Origin of the sequence: Parafrankia irregularis (assembly GCF_001536285.1) — a bacterium.
GTDB classification, from domain to species: domain Bacteria; phylum Actinomycetota; class Actinomycetes; order Frankiales; family Frankiaceae; genus Parafrankia; species Parafrankia irregularis.
The window spans coordinates 129,287-145,354 of sequence record NZ_FAOZ01000006.1; the positions used below are offsets into that span (position 1 = coordinate 129,287).

The following is a 16,068-nucleotide window of genomic DNA, read 5'->3' on the forward strand; positions in this document are numbered from 1 at the left end:
GGCCGTGGCTGGTCGACACGGCCGCTGACTGGCCGTCACAGCCGTTGATGCTCGGCTGGCCGACACCGCTGTTGACCAGTCGACACCGCAGGTCACACTGCAGGTGCCAGGCGGCCGAAGACGGTCGACTCTGCAGGAGACACTGTTGTAGACACAGCGGACGGTCGTCACGGCAGACGGGCGGCGCAGGCGCAGCAGACAGGCGAGACGCAGCCGTTCGACACGCAACGGTTCGACACGACGGAGCCGGCGGACTGGGACCAAGGGGGCCGACGGGTGCAGGTGGATGACGTCACGACGGAGTTCGTCGTCGACGACGCACCCGGGCGCGGAAGAATCACCGTTCTCCAGGTCACCTGGCGGAGCTGTGACCCTCTGGCCGTCGCCCTGGTACTCGTCTCCCGGCCGGACCACCCCGCGCTTCCGCAGGGCCACTGGGTGACCCCACGGGACGCGCTGCGGGCCGGCCTCGACGGCCCGGCTCCGGTAGGCGACGGTGATGTTCGGATCACCCCCGAGCCGACCCGGGGCGGGATCCGCCTGGAACTGGCCGACGGCGATCGGCGGTCGGTGGTCGTCCTCGACGCGGCACCGGTCCGCCGTTTCCTGGACCGCACGGAGCGGGTCGTGCCCGCCGGCGAGGAACACCCCGAGGTCGCCCTGGACGCCGTCCTCGACGACCTTTTCCAGAGCTGACAGCGGCGGGCCAGCCGTTCCAGGCAGCCCCGGGGCAGCCGGCCCCCGCCGCTCGCCGTCGCCAGGCCGCCAGGCTCTCAGCTGGTCACCGACGCGGTACCAGCCAACCGGTCACGGCCCTTGGACGCCCTCGCGTTCCTGACGCCGGCACCTTTCGCCGCCGGGCCCGCTCCATCAGGGGCGGCAGCACCCGCCTCCTGAGCCGCCGCCACCTGCTCTGCCACCACCTGACCGTCGGTCAGCGGGGCCGCGCCTGCGGTCGTGCCACGGCCACCCAGGATCTCGCGCAGGAATGCGCCCGTGTGGCTCACGGACACGGCGGCGATCGCCTCGGGGGTGCCCTCGGCGACGACCCGACCGCCGCCGGTGCCACCCTCCGGCCCCATGTCGATGATCCAGTCGGCGGTCTTGATGACGTCCAGGTTGTGCTCGATCACGATCACCGTGTTGCCCGCGTCGACCAGCCGCCCGAGGACACCCAGCAGCTTGCGGATGTCCTCGAAGTGCAGGCCGGTGGTCGGCTCGTCCAGCACGTAGACGGTGCGGCCGGTCGAGCGGCGCTGCAGCTCGGCCGCCAGCTTCACCCGCTGCGCCTCGCCACCGGAGAGGGTGGGCGCGGGCTGGCCGAGCCGGACGTACCCCAGCCCGACGTCGTTGAGGGTGCGCAGGTGGCGCGCGATCGCCGGGACGGCGGCGAAGAACTCCGCGCCCTCCTCGATCGGCATGTCGAGAACCTCGGAGATGTTCTTCCCCTTGTAGTGCACCTCGAGGGTCTCGCGGTTGTACCGGGCGCCCCCGCAGACCTCACAGGGCACGTAGACATCCGGAAGGAAGTTCATCTCGATCTTGATCGTGCCGTCGCCGGAGCAGGCCTCACATCGGCCGCCCTTGACGTTGAACGAGAACCGGCCGGGCAGGTAGCCGCGGACCTTCGCCTCCGTCGTCTCCGCGAACAGCCGGCGGATGTGGTCGAACACGCCGGTGTAGGTCGCCGGGTTGGAACGCGGGGTCCGGCCGATCGGTGACTGGTCGACCCGCACCGCCTTGTCGAGGTGGTCGAGCCCGCTCACCGTGCGGTGCCGGCCCGGTACCTCGCGGGCGCCGTTGAGGTGGTTGGCGAGCACGCAGGCGAGGATGTCGTTGACCAGCGTCGACTTGCCCGACCCGGAGACCCCGGTGACCGCCACGAAGCAGCTGAGCGGGAAGGACACCGTCACGTCGCGCAGGTTGTGCTGACGCGCGCCGTGCACGGTCAGCGCACGGCCCCTGGTCGGCGCCCGGCGGATCTCCGGTACGGGAATCTCCCGCCGGCCGGAGAGATACGCCCCGGTCGCCGACTCCGCGCTGCTCAACAGGTCGTCGACCGATCCGGAGACGACCACCCGACCACCGTGCTCCCCCGCGCCCGGGCCGATGTCGACCACCCAGTCCGCGGCGCGGATGGTGTCCTCGTCGTGTTCCACCACGATCAGGGTGTTGCCCAGATCCCGCAGCCGGACAAGGGTCTGGATGAGGCGGCGGTTGTCCCGCTGATGCAGGCCGATGGACGGCTCGTCGAGCACGTAGAGCACACCCACCAGCCCGGAGCCGATCTGGGTCGCCAGCCGGATGCGTTGCGCCTCGCCGCCGGCGAGCGTGCCCGCGGCGCGGTTCAGGGAGAGGTAGTCGAGGCCGACGTCCAGGAGAAAGACCAGCCGGGCGTCGATCTCCTTGAGAACCTGCCCGGCGATGGCCTGTTCCCGCTCGCTGAGCTCGATGTGCCGCAGGAACTCCGCGCATTCCTGGATCGACATGGCGGACACCTCGGCGATGGAGCGCCCGGCGAGGGTGACCGCCAGTGACTCCGGCTTGAGTCGGGAGCCTCGGCAGGCCGCACAGGGCACGTCACGCATGTACCCCTCGTAGCGCTCGCGGCTGCTGTCCGACTCCGCGTCGGCGTGCCGGCGCCGCAGGAACGCCAGCACGCCCTCGAACGAGGTGTAGTACGAGCGCTTGCGCCCGTAACGGTTCGTGTAGCCGACGTGGATCTCGGTCTCGCCGCTGCCGTGCAGGATGGCCTTGCGGGCCCGCTCCGGCAGCCCCTCCCAGGGCGTGTCCATCCGGAAGCTCAGGTCCTCGGCCAGCGCCGTCAGCAACCGCTGGAAGTACTCCTTGCTGTGCCCGCCGGACCACGGCTGGATGGCGCCCTCGGCCAACGAGAGGGTCGGGTCGGGCACGATCAGCTCGGGGTCCACCTCCTTGCGCGTGCCCAGCCCGGAGCACTCCTGGCAGGCACCGAACGGCGAGTTGAACGAGAAGGACCTCGGCTCCATCTCCTCGAACGACAGGTCGTCGTACATGCAGGCGAGGTGCTCGGAGTACATCCGCTCGCGGTCGGGGTCGGCCGGATCCCGGTCGACGAAGTCGAGCAGCACCAGACCGTTGCCCAGCCGCAGGGCCGTCTCGATCGAGTCGGTGAGGCGGCGCTTGGCCGACTCCTTCGCCGCGAGCCGGTCGACCACGACCTCGATCGTGTGCTTGCGCTGCTTCTCCAGCTTGGGGCGCTCGGTCAGCGGCACGACGGTGCCGTCGACGCGCACCCGGGCGAACCCGGAGCTCTGCAGCTCGGCGAAAAGATCCGCGTACTCGCCCTTGCGCCCGCGCACGACCGGTGCGAGCACCTGGAAGCGGGTGCCCTCGGGCAGCTCCAGCAGCCGGTCGACGATCTGCTGCGGGGTCTGGCGCGCGATCGGGCGACCGCACCGGGGGCAGTGCGGATGGCCGACTCGTGCGTACAGCAGCCGCAGGTAGTCGTATACCTCGGTGATCGTGCCAACCGTCGATCGCGGGTTACGCGACGTCGACTTCTGGTCGATGGACACCGCCGGCGACAGCCCCTCGATGAAGTCGACATCGGGCTTGTCCATCTGGCCGAGGAACTGGCGCGCGTAGGCGGACAGGGACTCGACGTACCGGCGCTGGCCCTCCGCGAAGATCGTGTCGAAGGCGAGGCTGGACTTGCCAGAGCCCGACAGGCCCGTGAAGACCACCAGAGCATCTCTGGGCAGGTCGAGATCGACATCACGAAGGTTGTGCTCGCGTGCTCCGCGCACGACAAGACGGTCGGCCATCGTCAGGTCCCTCGTCGTCCTCGATCGGTTGCTGGACTTCGCTGTCGGTGGTTGCGCTGTCGGTGCTGGTCGCGCTGTCGGTGCTGGTCACGCTGGCGCCGGCTGTGCCGCCGGTGCCGCCTGTCGGGGTCGCCCGAACCAGGCCGGCTACCGATCGCGACCAAACGCGCGTTCGAACACCGACGACGCTACACGCCCCGCCGAAGTTGCTCGCAACAGCACTGCCGCCCCGGACTGACGGCGACAACCAGGCCACAAGCCCACCGACGCCGGACCGACGGGCCACGCCCGACCGCCCCCCGGACGGAGACAGCCAGCAGACACACCGATGAGAATGAAGGGAACCCGCGAGTCATTCCCGGCCCAGCCCGTCGCGGCCGCGACGGTCCCCGGCCATGGTCTGCCGGCCTGGGGCCACGGAGAAGATCGAGGAGAACCGTATGAACATCGGCGCCGGCTACACGGGCGACGTCACCGTCGGCGGGCCCGCCGACGTGCGGGAGCTGCCGGACCTCACGATCACCAAGGTGGCCGTCGGCCCCTTCGACAACAACTGTTACCTGCTTCGCTGCGCCGCCACCGGCGAGCAGCTCCTCATCGACGCGGCGAACGAGACGGGCACCCTGCTGCGCCTCATCGGGGACACCGGGCTGAGCACCGTGGTGACGACCCACCGCCACGGTGACCACGTCCAGGCGCTGGTGGACGTCGTGGCCGCCACCGGCGCCCGGACCATCGCGCATCCGCTGGACGCGCCCGAGATCCCCGTCCCGACGACCGACCCGGTCTCCGACGGCGACGAGGTGCGGGTCGGTGAGGTCACCCTGCGGGTCGTGCACCTGGTCGGGCACACGCCCGGCTCGGTCGCGCTGCTCTACGACCAGGGCGACGGCGCTCCGCACCTGTTCACCGGTGACTGCCTGTTCCCCGGCGGCCCCGGGAACACCTTCGGCGACGCGAAGGCCTTCAGCACGTTGATGGGCGACCTGGAAGCCAAGATCTTCCGCCCGCTCCCGGACACGACGTGGATCTATCCAGGTCACGGAAAGGACACGACGCTCGGTGTCGAGCGCCCGCACCTGGCCGAATGGCGCGCCCGCGGCTGGTGACCGGACGCTGGTGACCGGACGCTGGTGGTGACCGGACTCAGTGGTCGGCTGTCACCCACGACGTGGGCGAGACGGCGGACCGGGGCCGGGGAAGCCTCACCGCGGCGCCCGCCCCCAACGTCTCGGGGTCGATACGACCCAGCTCGCGACGTCGCGCCGACGGCACCGCGCGCCACCGGGACGTGGTGGCGGGCTCCCGGCCTGGTTGAGCGATGCCGACGGCGAGGCCGGCGAGGATCCGCATGGCGCGACGCGCGTCGTGCGTCCGGCCGGCGGCGAGCTTGCGCAGGGCGAGCACGACAAGCTGCCCGACGTGCACCGCCAGCCAGCCGCGCCCCAGCGTCGCACGGTGCCGACGGGCGTAGATTGCGGCGGAACGGCCCAGTTCGGCATACAACAAACCGGCCCGGCCGACGGTCCCGCCGCCCACATGGGCCACCTGGCATCGGTCGTCGGCCCAGCCGACCCTGCCCCCCGCCGCGTGCAGCCGGGCGAACAGATCCGTCTCCTCGTAGTACATCCAGTAGGACGGATCAAATCCTCCCAGCCGCAGGAAGGCACTGGTTCGGATCGCGAAGAACGCACCCACCGGGTAGCGGAGATCGGGCCAGCGGGCCACTGCCGCGGCCTCGCCCCGCACCGCGACGTACGCGTTCGTGCGGGTGTTCGGCAGGACTGCCGTCCCCCGGCCGGGGCCCCCGTTCTCGGCAAGCAGCGGAAATCCCAGGGCATCCGTCCCCACCGGTACCGATGCGAGCAGTTCGGGCAACTGCTCGCAGGTCCGGGCCGGAACGGTCACATCGCTGTTGACGACAAGAATCCACTCGGGCCGCTCGGGGGCGGGGCCGCCCGCCGGTCGGAGCGATCCGTCCACTGCCAGCGATCCCCGCACGGCGATGTTCACAGCCGTGCCATATCCGACATTCCCGTGCCCGTCGTATAGTTCGACGTCGGCCGGCAGGCCTTCGTGCTCCGTTCCGCCCCGGTTCTCCACCAGGGTTACCCGGCATCCCGCGACACCGGCCAGTGCCGACAGCAGGCAGTGCAGCTGCGGCGATCCACCATAGGAAACAACGACTGCCAGAAAGTTGTGCATAGTCCGCCTTGGACGGGAGGGGACGGATTCAGGGCGCTCGGGCGATCCCTGCTGTGTCGAAACACTAACGTGAGCGTTGCCCGGGCGAGCACAGGACAATCGGCGCGTCACCCAGCCACTAATTCGTATCAATCATTTCCGGGCCTCCCGCCGGTCCGGGTGACAGCCTTGCCGACCGCCACCCGGACACACCCGGACAGGTCAACGGGCCTGTTCGCCGACCTGCGACGCGGCTCGCTTCGAGAGCCCGTCGGAGGCGGAGTCGGCCGCGTCCGACGAGGTCACCGCCGCGGGCCCGGATCCCGCCGCAACGCCGGCACCAGCATCGGCGCCAACAGCACCGGCACCAACAGCACCTCCGTCGGCTGCGTCGCCGTCCGCATCGGAGGGCGGGGCCGTCGCCAGCGACCAGGTGATCGAACCGGCGAGCACCACGGCGATGACCGTCAGCGACAGCCAGATCGGCATGTGCCAGACATCGGTGAGGAGCATCTTGACACCGATGAACGCGAGAATGACGGCCAGACCGGTGGCAAGGTGGTGGAACTTCTCCATCAGGCCGGACAGCAGGAAGAAGAGCGACCGCAGACCGAGAATCGCCAGCGCGTTCGCCGTGTAGACGAGGAAGGTCTCGTTCGTGACGCCCAGCGCCGCCGGCACGGAGTCGAAGGCGAACAGGACGTCGGCCGTCTCGATGGCGACCAGGACCGCGAGCAGCGGGGTGGCGACAAGCTTTCCGGCCCTACGCAGCACGAAATGCTGGCCCTCGTAGGAATCCGTCACCGGCATCACCTTGCGCAGCAGCTTGACCGCTCTGCTCTGACCCGGGTCCATGTCCACACCGTCGTCACGCACCATCTTGAACGCGGTGAACAGGAGAAATGCACCGAAGATGTAGATGACGAAACTGAAGTGCTCCAGCAGCGTGATGCCGGCTGCGATGAAGACGAAACGCAGCACGAGCGCGCCGAGCACACCGTAGAAAAGTACCCTGTGCTGGTACTCACGAGGAACCTTGAAGTACGAGAAGATCAGCGCGAAGACAAACAGGTTGTCAACCGACAGGCTCTTCTCGAGCAGATACGCCGCCGTGTACTCGCCGGCGGCACCCGGCCCCTGCCACGCCCAGATGACGAAGGCGAAGGTGATTCCCAGGGACACCCATCCGACACTCCACCACGCGGCTTCACGGAAGCCGATGACATGTGCCTTCCGATGAGCCAGCAGGTCGATCGCCAGGAGCAGGAGCAGGCCGCCGACGAAGGCGGCCCAGGCCCAGACTGGTACGTGCACGGAAAATCCTCCGGAATGCTTTCTTGAGGTGCGGGTGGCTCGGGGACGTGGAGGTCATCGCTCTGGCCAGCCGGGCGCCATTGCCGGCAGCCGGCCAGAGCAGGTTCACCGCCGACGCGGTGCGGGACATCCACATGCGCCGGGTCGTAAGGAGCGCTGCAGGGGTGCGTCGAAGGTGCGGCAGCACTGGAGGGCTTCAAGAGTCCGAGAGCCCTTGGGGGTGTGAGCCGTTGAAGGCGTGATCCGTTGAGGGTGTGAGAGGCTTTGAGGTGGGGTCAGCGGCGGCGGCCGAAGCCCACAGGCGAGACCACGCGACCGTGCAGCGGCGAGGCCTCCAGAGCCCTGGCGATCTCACCCGGCCCCACGGTTCCCACCATCTCCTGCCCGCCGTCGGCACCGGATTCCACGACCACGATCACGCCCGCGGCGGGGCGTTGCGCCAGCCGCGAGGTGACGCTGGCCAGCGGCTCGTCCGGCCGGGCGACCGCGACCCGGTCCAGCGGGATCGCCACCCGGGTTACCCGGGCCAGGCCACGATCATCCGCGGGAACGGCGGCCAGATCCCGCAGCAGTACCACTCCCAGCAGCGGACCCGCGAAGTCGCGCACCGCGAACACCGAACCGCCGGAGGGGATCACCGTCTCCTCCAGGGCACTGCCCACCGTCTTCCAGGCCTGAAGTGAAGGCGGCGCGGGCACCATCACATCCCGCACGAACACGCCGCTCAGCGCGGTCGTCGCCTTCTGCTGCGCCTGCGCGACCCGTGAGCTGCCGAGCGCCAGCCAGCCGAGCAGGACCGCCCACAGGCCGACCAGCCCGATCAGCAGGACAGCCACGACACCGAGAGCGATCAGCGTCCACCCGGTGATGACGCCGGCGCGGGCCACCGCCGCCGCGGCGGCGGCCTTGTCACCGGTACGGCGAACGACGCGGGCCGCGAGGATGCGGCCTCCCGCGCTGCGCGGCGCGGGCAGCAGATCGACCACGGTGATCAGCAGTGCGAACGTTCCGACCCACAAGGCGACCTCGCCGAGCAGCTTCAGCGTGCCGGCGGGCGCGAGCGCCCCGGCTGCGACCAGGACGACTCCGACCAGCGCGGTGACGGTCAGGCCGGCCCGGGCAATGGCGGCGTCGGCGGCAGGGTCGTCGGTACCGGGCGTGAGTGGCTCGGAGGTACCGGGGCCGTTCGAGACCCCACTCCGTTGTGCCGGAGCGAGCACGAGACGGCTGCCGAAGGCACCGAGCGTGATGCCGACCACCTTGATCCCCGCACGGCGCGCGGCTGCGGCACGAGCGAGGTCGGCCGCCAGCAGCAGCACGACCAGCAGGCCCGCTCCGATCACGCCACCGCTGAAGTACGCGAATCCCGGCCGGTCCGGCGCGGTTGCCGGGAGGGTGAACGCGGCCAGCACGACCGTCACGATCGTTACGGACACGAATAGACCCGGGCGCACCGCGATGGGGGTATGCGCGGTGTCACGTGGGCCGGTCTTCGCGAACATGTCGCGGTCTGATCCTTTCCCTTTCACTTCTGTCACTTCCGTCCGGGCTGCTTACGCCTGCGAGGAGTCGGGCCGGGTGGCCTCCGGTCGAGCCGGTGGATGCCACCTGCCTGCGCCCGAGGAGCCGAGCAGCGGCACTGGTACCTCTGGCCCGCACAGCACCTGGCCCGCGCACCGCCGCGCCGAGGCCTCGCCGCGGCTCGTCCAATGCCCGTCACCAGGCTCAACGCTCAGCCTGCCCTTCGACGTCCCGGCAGACACCGTCCGGACTCCGCGACTTTGTCTACGATTTCCTTGCCGACACTCGGCAGCCCGACGGGGGGAGACACGAGAGCTGTGGCAGACACCGACCAACGCCCTGGGTGGCCCATCGAGCACGAAGTGCAGGTCACGGGGCTGCCTGGCACGAGCCTCACCCGGCTGCCCCGGGCTGCCGTACTGGCTGCCGCCGATGCCCGCCTGCACGCCGGGCTGCTGGGCAACTACCTCGACGTTCTCGCCTCCACCGCGGACAGCGGGCGGAGGCTGACCCGGGCCGAGCTCGACACGTTCCGGGCCCTCGGCCAGGCCGCCGCCGAGTCCGGAGCCTCGCTGCCCGCGCTCGTCGACCTCTACCTGTCGGCGACCTGGCGGGTCTGGCCGTCGCTGCCCACAGTCCGGCAGGCCGATCGCCTGGCCCGGTTTTCGGCGCACGGCCCGCAGCCGCGCGACGCGGCCGGCCGGCCCGCCGAGGCAACCGGAGGGTCCGACGAGGCAACCGGAAAGCCCACTGGCACAGGGCCTGCTGTCGGCGCCGTCTCACGTACCCGCGCGGCGGCCTCCGCCGTCCTGCGTGCCAGCGACGACGTGGTCGCGGCGGTGTGCGACGGCTATGAGCGCGCTCGGACGGCCCGCGCACGCTCGGAGGAGGCGCTGCGCCGCGAGCTGGTCGACGACCTGCTCACCGGCACCTCGGAGGTGGGGCTGCTGCTGGAGCGAGCCGCGGCGTTCGGGTTCCGGCTGGAGGCTCCCCATGTCCTGCTCGTGTCTGCCGGGAGCCGGCGTTTCCTGGACGGCCGCGCCGTGGTCCGCGAGATCGAGGAGACGCTGCGCCGGCAGTGCCCGACGGAGCCGCTGGTCGCGACGAAGGACGGCCTGCTCGTCTGCGTCGTTCCGCAGGAGTCCGAGCTGACCCTCCCGGTGGCACTGAGCTCGGCCGGCCTCCATGCGGACGCCGCCGGCACCGGCACCGGGATCGACGCCGATGACGGCTCTGGCACTGCCACCAGAGCTGAAGCCGGAAGCGACAGTGCCGACCAGGGCGACGCGCACCGCCAGGAACACGGGCACGAGCACGGCGGGATCCACGGTGACGGCCGCTCGGTCGGACCCGGTGGCGCCGGGCCCGGTGGCGCCGGCTCCGAAGGCGGCGTGGTCCGATCGGGCCAGGTCGTCGCCGCCCCGCCCCCCGGGCGCGGCCCCGCCGTCCACACCCGCGCGGACGGTGGTTCCGGCCACCCTCGGATCGACCGTCCGACCGCCGCCGACCGGACGTCCCCGCGGACCACCGCGCCCCGCGGTCGGCGGCGGCTGGACCCGCCGGCAGCCGGGGATGTCGGCTTCGTCCCGATGCCCGGCGTCGCGCCGGCCGAGGCCGCCCCGGCCGCCGCGATCCGGGCGATCACCCGGCGGCTGGCGGTCGAGCCGGAACTGGTCTGGCGGCTCGGGGTGAGCCGGGCCCGCAGCGGCGTGGCCGGGGTTCGGATCAGCTTCGAGGAGGCGCGCAACGCCGTCGAGCTCGCCGGGCGGATGCGGTTGGACGGCCAGGTCGTGCACACCGACGACCTGCTGATCTACAAGGTGCTCCTGCGGGACCGGGAACCGCTCGAGGAGCTCGTCGACACGGTGCTGAGCCCGCTGCGGTCGGCGCGGGGCGGGGCGGCACCGCTGATCGAGACCCTCGACGCCTATTTCGCGACCGGCGGGGTGGCGCTCGCGGCCGCCCGGCGGCTGCATCTGTCCGTCCGGGCGCTCACCTACCGGCTGGACCGCATCCACGCGCTGACGAAGCACGACCCGACCTCACCGACCGACCGCTACGTGCTGCAGACCGCGGTGATCGGCGCGCGCCTGATCGACTGGGAGGGCGCGTTCCGGCGGCAGTCGGGTGATCCGGGCAGCTGATCGAGCCGGGCGACCGGCCGGGCGGTGGGGTCGGGCGGCCGGAACGGCCTGATCGAGGCGGGCCCGGCGACGCGGTCGGGAAACTGTCGGTGGCGTGTGGTGTTCTGGGAATCGTGAGCACAACGTTCGAACGCCCCACGACGGACCTGCAACGCTCGGCGGCACCGTTCCAGGTCGTCTCGGAGTTCGCCCCGGCTGGTGACCAGCCGGCGGCGATCGACGATCTCGCCCGCCGCATCCAGGCCGGGGAGAAGGACGTCGTGCTCCTCGGCGCGACCGGAACCGGCAAGTCGGCGACGACCGCGTGGCTGGTGGAGCGGCTGCAGCGGCCGACCCTCGTCATGGCGCCGAACAAGACGCTGGCGGCCCAGCTCGCGAACGAGTTCCGGGAACTGCTACCGCACAACGCCGTCGAGTACTTCGTGTCCTACTACGACTACTACCAGCCCGAGGCGTACATCGCCCAGACGGACACGTACATCGAGAAGGACTCCTCGATCAACGAGGAGGTCGAGCGCCTGCGGCACTCCGCGACGATGAACCTGCTCACCCGCCGCGACGTGATCGTGGTGGCCAGCGTGAGCTGCATCTACGGCCTGGGCACCCCGCAGGAGTACATCGACCGGATGGTGCGCCTGCGGGTGGGCGACGAGTTCGGGCACGAACGGCTGCTGCGCCGTTTCGTGGACGTCCAGTACGCGCGCAACGACGTCGCCTTCACCCGCGGGACGTTCCGTGTCCGGGGGGACACCGTCGAGGTGTTCCCCGTGTACGAGGAGCTCGCGGTCCGGATCGAGATGTTCGGCGACGAGATCGAGCGCCTGTCGTACCTGCACCCGCTCACCGGCGAGATCGTCCGCGAGGCGGAGGAGGTCTTCGTCTTCCCGGCGACGCACTACGTCGCCGGGCCCGAGCGCATGGAGCGGGCGATCACCGGCATCGAGGCCGAGCTCACCGGGCGGCTCGACGAGCTGGAGCGCCAGAGCAAGCTGCTGGAGGCCCAACGGCTGCGGATGCGGACCAGCTACGACATCGAGATGATGCGCCAGGTCGGCTTCTGCTCCGGGATCGAGAACTACTCCCGGCACATCGACGGCCGCGCCGCGGGCACCCCGCCGCACACGCTGCTCGACTACTTCCCGGAGGACTTCCTTCTCGTCATCGACGAGTCGCACGTCACGGTGCCGCAGATCGGCGGGATGTACGAGGGCGACATGTCGCGCAAGCGCAACCTCGTCGACCACGGCTTCCGGCTGCCGAGCGCGGTGGACAACCGCCCGCTGCGCTGGGAGGAGTTCCTGGAGCGGATCGGGCAGACGGTGTATCTCTCCGCGACACCGGGCCCTTACGAGCTGGGGCGCGGTGACGGCGTCGTGGAGCAGATCATCCGGCCGACCGGGCTGCTCGACCCGGAGATCATCCTCAAGCCGACCAAGGGCCAGATCGACGACCTGGTCCATGAGATCCGCCTGCGCGCCGAGCGCGACGAGCGGGTCCTCGTCACCACGCTGACCAAGAAGATGGCCGAGGATCTCACCGACTACCTGCTGGAGCTCGGCATCCGGGTGCGGTACCTGCACAGCGAGGTCGACACCCTGCGCCGGGTCGAGCTGCTGACCGACCTGCGCCGCGGCGAGTTCGACGTCCTCGTCGGCATCAACCTGCTGCGGGAGGGCCTCGACCTGCCCGAGGTGTCGCTCGTCGCGATCCTCGACGCGGACAAGGAGGGCTTCCTGCGGTCGGACAAGTCGCTCATCCAGACCATCGGGCGGGCCGCCCGTAACGTCTCCGGCCAGGTCCACATGTATGCGGACAAGATCACGCCCTCGATGAGCCATGCCATCGAGGAGACGAACCGGCGCCGCGAGAAGCAGGTCGCCTACAACACCGAGCGTGGGCTCGACCCGCAGCCGCTGCGCAAGAAGGTCGTCGACATCCTCGACGACATGGTGCGGGAGACGGCGGGCGGCGAGATGATCGGCGGCGGCGGGCGGGCACAGTCCCGCGGCAAGGCCCCCGCGCCCGGCATGAAGTCCAAGGCCGGTGACACGGTCGGTCGTTACGCCGCCGAGCTCGCCGGGATGCCGCGAGGAGAGCTGGCGCAGCTCATCCGCCAGCTCGACGACCAGATGCACGAGGCGGCGAAGGAGCTGCAGTTCGAGCTCGCCGCCCGGCTGCGCGACGAGATCAGCGAGCTGAAGAAGGAGCTGCGCGGCATGGACGCCGCCGGCGTCTCGTAGGCCGCTGGCGAGTAGACCGGCGTCTCGTGGACCGGCGCGCAGTCGGCTCGGCCTACGCGGGGCCGGCTGCGCCGGCGGGGGTGGCGTCGCGGCGCCGGAGCAGCTCCTGCCAGACCTCCCGCACCCGCGCGCCCAGGTCGTCGATCGACCCGCTGTTGTCGATGAGGATGTCGGCGACGGCGCGTCGCTGCTCGTCGGTGGCCTGGGCCGCCATCCTGGCCTCGGCCTGGTCACGCGGAAGGCCGCGTCGGGCCAGTCGCTCCAGGCGGAGCTCCCGAGGCGCCTCGACCACGAGGACAAGGTCGTAGCCTCCATGCGAGCCACCCTCGACGAGCAGCGGCACATCATGGATCACGATCGCGTCCGCCGGGGCCGCGGCGATCCGCCGCTCCATCGTCGCCCGGATCAGGGGATGGGTGATCGATTCCAGCCGCCGACGGCTCGCCTCGTCCGCGAACACCACCTGGCCCAGAGCCGCCCGGTCCAGCGCGCCGTCCGGCCCCAGCATGGCCGGGCCGAAGGCGGCGACGACCGCGGCCAGGCCCTCGCTGCCGGGCTCGACGACCTCCCGAGCGATGCGATCCGCGTCCACCAGGTAGGCGCCGTGGCCCACCAGGAGCTCCGACACGGCGCTCTTGCCCGACCCGATACCGCCCGTAAGGCCCACCATCAGCACGTAGGTGAGTGTGCCAGGCGGCGCACGGCGGCGGCGGTCCTGCAGGTCAGCCGAAGGCGGCGAGGACCACCAGAGGTGCGGACCGGAACAGGCCCGGACACCGGGTAAGACTGGACGAGTGGAGCCGCACCCGACCGGCACGACACCGGACGACCTGACCAGCCGGCACGGCGTCACCAACCAGCGGCATGGCGCCACCGACTCGCACGGCGCCACCGACTCGCACGGCGCCACGGACCCGCACGGCGCCACGGACCCGCACGGCGTCACCGGCCACAACAGCCGCACCGGTCGGGACGGCGCCGCCGGCCGGCGCGGTCGGGTGCCTGCCCGGCTCCTCACCCGGCTTTGGCCGACGCTGCTGACCGGCGCGCTGCTGGGCGCCGGCGGGCTTGGCCTCGCGTTCCTGCCCACGTTGGCGAGCTCCGCCCCACTGCTGCTCATCGCGATGCGGCCGACGGTGTCGGTCCTGCTCCTCGTCGGCGGTCAGGTCGCGTTCGTCCCCGCGCTGCTGGTCGCGACGGTGTTCCGGGCCTCGCTGGACGTCGGGTACTTCGGCCTCGCCCGCCACAACGTGCAGTCGTTGTTGTTGCGCCGGGTCGGCACCAGTCGGCTGGTGGCCGCGCTCTCACGGCACGGGGCGCAGCGCGGCCTGCTGTGGTTCTGCCTCGTGAACACCAACCTCGCCGTCGACGCGGCGCTGGGCGCCGGGTCCGTGCCACTACGTCGCTTCCTGCGGTTCGTCGTCCCCGGGTCGGCCATCTCGGCCGCGCTCTACCTGTCAGCCGGCAGCGCGCTCGCGCCCTGGACGCAGGACCTCGTCCGCTGGTTGGACGACCATGCCGGGATGCTGATCCTCGGCGGGATCGCGGTGGCGACGGTCCACACCCTGGTACTACTGATCAACCGACGACTCCACAAGGGCGGCACAAAAGGACACAACGATCAGTCTGGACATCAACCCGCGTAGCGACAAAGGTCGACTGCGACGGGTCATTCCATCCCGAACGACCCGGCGAGCACTGCCCACTGCGACGGCATCCTCCGATGGAGCGTCGCCTGATGAGGAGTCTCCCGATGAGCGTTCATCGTCGTTGCGCACCCTGTGCCGTGCCGCCGCACGTGTTGGAGCGCATCGCACGTAACGGAAACGACGAGCAGCGGTCCTGGGCCCTTTCCACCATGGCCCAGGACGCGTCCCATCGCACCGTGCGAGTGCACAACGCCTTCCTGCGCGCGGCGCAGCGCACGGCGGCACCGCCTCGCCTCACCCCGACCAGCGGCCCTACCAGCGGCCCGCGCCGCACCGTCGGCGACGCGAAGGAAGCCGAGGAGCTGCCCGGTGTGACGGTGCGCGCCGAGGGTGACAACCCGGTCGACGACACCGCCGTGAACGAGGCGTATGACGGGCTCGGTGCCACGTTCGAGTTCTTCCGAGCCACCTATGGCCGGGATTCCATCGACGACGACGGTATGGCCCTGCTCGCGACGGTCCACTACGGCAGCCATTACGACAATGCCTTCTGGAATGGCCGCCAGATGGTGTTCGGTGACGGCGACGGCGAGCTGTTCAATCGTTTCACCGTCTCGCTGGACATCATCGGCCACGAGCTCGCCCACGGCGTCACCGAGGACGAGGCCCAGCTCATGTACCTGAACCAGTCGGGTGCGCTCAACGAGTCGATGAGCGACGTTTTCGGCTCCCTGGTGCGGCAGTTCCAGCGGGGCGAGACCGCCGAGCAGGCCGACTGGCTCATCGGCGCGAGCCTGCTCACCGATGCCGTGCAGGGCGTGGCGCTGCGCTCCCTGAAGGAGCCCGGAACGGCGTATGACGACCCTGTGCTCGGCGACGACATCCAGCCGGCGCATATGGACGACTACGTGCGCACCAATGCTGACAACGGCGGGGTGCACATCAACTCTGGAATCCCGAACAAGGCCTTCTACAACGTGGCGATCGCGCTCGGCGGCCACGCGTGGGAGCGCGCGGGTCAGATCTGGTACGAGGCGTTGCGCTCCCCCCAGCTCCGCCCGAACGCCACGTTCCGCTCGTTCGCCACCGTGACGACGAGGCAGGCGCAGGTCCTGTTCGGCGCGGACGAGACGAAGAGCGTCCGGGAGGCCTGGGCTGCCGTGGGCATCTCGGTCTGAACTGTCCTACGCGGGCGGTCCTCCACCGGCCT

11 protein-coding genes are annotated in these 16,068 nt (G+C 70.6%); 6 read left to right on the forward strand and 5 right to left on the reverse strand.

Going from position 1 to position 16,068, the window contains the following annotated elements; translation table 11 throughout:
- Positions 1-276 precede the first annotated feature (276 nt).
- Positions 277-696, forward strand: coding sequence for an SsgA family sporulation/cell division regulator (locus AWX74_RS11775; RefSeq protein WP_006538983.1), 420 nt, complete (start codon positions 277-279; stop codon positions 694-696).
- Between the two features lie 77 nt (positions 697-773).
- Here the strand turns inward: AWX74_RS11775 and uvrA are convergent, their stop codons facing one another.
- Positions 774-3,806 (reverse strand): excinuclease ABC subunit UvrA, encoded by a 3,033-nt coding sequence (gene uvrA / locus AWX74_RS11780; RefSeq protein WP_091274998.1) that lies wholly within the window; start codon positions 3,804-3,806, stop codon positions 774-776.
- 440 nt (positions 3,807-4,246) lie between these two features.
- Between uvrA and AWX74_RS11785 the strand changes: the two genes are divergently transcribed.
- Complete coding sequence (locus AWX74_RS11785) at positions 4,247-4,915, forward strand: MBL fold metallo-hydrolase (protein WP_091275719.1); 669 nt, start codon at positions 4,247-4,249, stop codon at positions 4,913-4,915.
- 37 nt (positions 4,916-4,952) lie between these two features.
- Here AWX74_RS11785 and AWX74_RS11790 read toward each other — a convergent pair whose 3' ends face one another.
- The 3 genes from AWX74_RS11790 to AWX74_RS11800 all read right to left on the reverse strand — a co-directional run bounded on the left by AWX74_RS11790 (position 4,953) and on the right by AWX74_RS11800 (position 8,806).
- Entirely contained in the window at positions 4,953-6,011 is a 1,059-nt protein-coding gene (locus AWX74_RS11790) for a glycosyltransferase family 2 protein (RefSeq protein WP_091275001.1), read from the reverse strand.
- Positions 6,012-6,212: 201 nt separating this feature from the next.
- Positions 6,213-7,304: a TerC family protein gene (locus tag AWX74_RS11795; RefSeq protein WP_091275005.1), complete on the reverse strand. Its 1,092-nt coding sequence runs from the start codon at positions 7,302-7,304 to the stop codon at positions 6,213-6,215.
- Between the two features lie 275 nt (positions 7,305-7,579).
- Positions 7,580-8,806 carry a zinc metalloprotease gene (locus AWX74_RS11800; protein WP_091275010.1) on the reverse strand — a complete coding sequence of 409 codons (1,227 nt, stop codon included), beginning with the start codon at positions 8,804-8,806 and terminating at the stop codon, positions 7,580-7,582.
- Positions 8,807-9,142: 336 nt separating this feature from the next.
- Here AWX74_RS11800 and AWX74_RS11805 point away from each other — a divergent pair, with 336 nt between their 5' ends.
- Positions 9,143-10,969 (forward strand): helix-turn-helix domain-containing protein, encoded by a 1,827-nt coding sequence (locus tag AWX74_RS11805; RefSeq protein ID WP_091275014.1) that lies wholly within the window; start codon positions 9,143-9,145, stop codon positions 10,967-10,969.
- Positions 10,970-11,082: 113 nt separating this feature from the next.
- Entirely contained in the window at positions 11,083-13,209 is a 2,127-nt protein-coding gene (uvrB, locus tag AWX74_RS11810; protein ID WP_091275722.1) for an excinuclease ABC subunit UvrB, read from the forward strand.
- Positions 13,210-13,261: 52 nt separating this feature from the next.
- Here uvrB and coaE read toward each other — a convergent pair whose 3' ends face one another.
- On the reverse strand, positions 13,262-13,879 hold the full coding sequence (coaE, locus tag AWX74_RS11815; protein ID WP_091275725.1) for a dephospho-CoA kinase: 618 nt from the start codon (positions 13,877-13,879) through the stop codon (positions 13,262-13,264).
- Between the two features lie 124 nt (positions 13,880-14,003).
- Here coaE and AWX74_RS11820 point away from each other — a divergent pair, with 124 nt between their 5' ends.
- The gene (locus AWX74_RS11820) at positions 14,004-14,855 is read left to right on the forward strand and encodes a hypothetical protein (protein ID WP_091275018.1); all 852 of its coding nucleotides are present in this window, start codon (positions 14,004-14,006) and stop codon (positions 14,853-14,855) included.
- A 107-nt stretch (positions 14,856-14,962) separates the two neighbouring features.
- Positions 14,963-16,036, forward strand: a complete 1,074-nt coding sequence (locus AWX74_RS11825; RefSeq protein WP_091275021.1) for a M4 family metallopeptidase — start codon at positions 14,963-14,965, stop codon at positions 16,034-16,036.
- Positions 16,037-16,068: the final 32 nt, after the last annotated feature.

Coding starts and splice junctions, on each gene's coding strand:
- uvrA (WP_091274998.1), bottom strand. CDS start 3,806: ATGGCCGACCGTCTTGTCGTGCGCGGAGCACGCGAGCACAACCTTCGT.
- AWX74_RS11785 (WP_091275719.1), top strand. CDS start 4,247: ATGAACATCGGCGCCGGCTACACGGGCGACGTCACCGTCGGCGGGCCC.
- AWX74_RS11790 (WP_091275001.1), bottom strand. CDS start 6,011: ATGCACAACTTTCTGGCAGTCGTTGTTTCCTATGGTGGATCGCCGCAG.
- AWX74_RS11800 (WP_091275010.1), bottom strand. CDS start 8,806: ATGTTCGCGAAGACCGGCCCACGTGACACCGCGCATACCCCCATCGCG.
- coaE (WP_091275725.1), bottom strand. CDS start 13,879: ATGGTGGGCCTTACGGGCGGTATCGGGTCGGGCAAGAGCGCCGTGTCG.
- AWX74_RS11825 (WP_091275021.1), top strand. CDS start 14,963: ATGAGCGTTCATCGTCGTTGCGCACCCTGTGCCGTGCCGCCGCACGTG.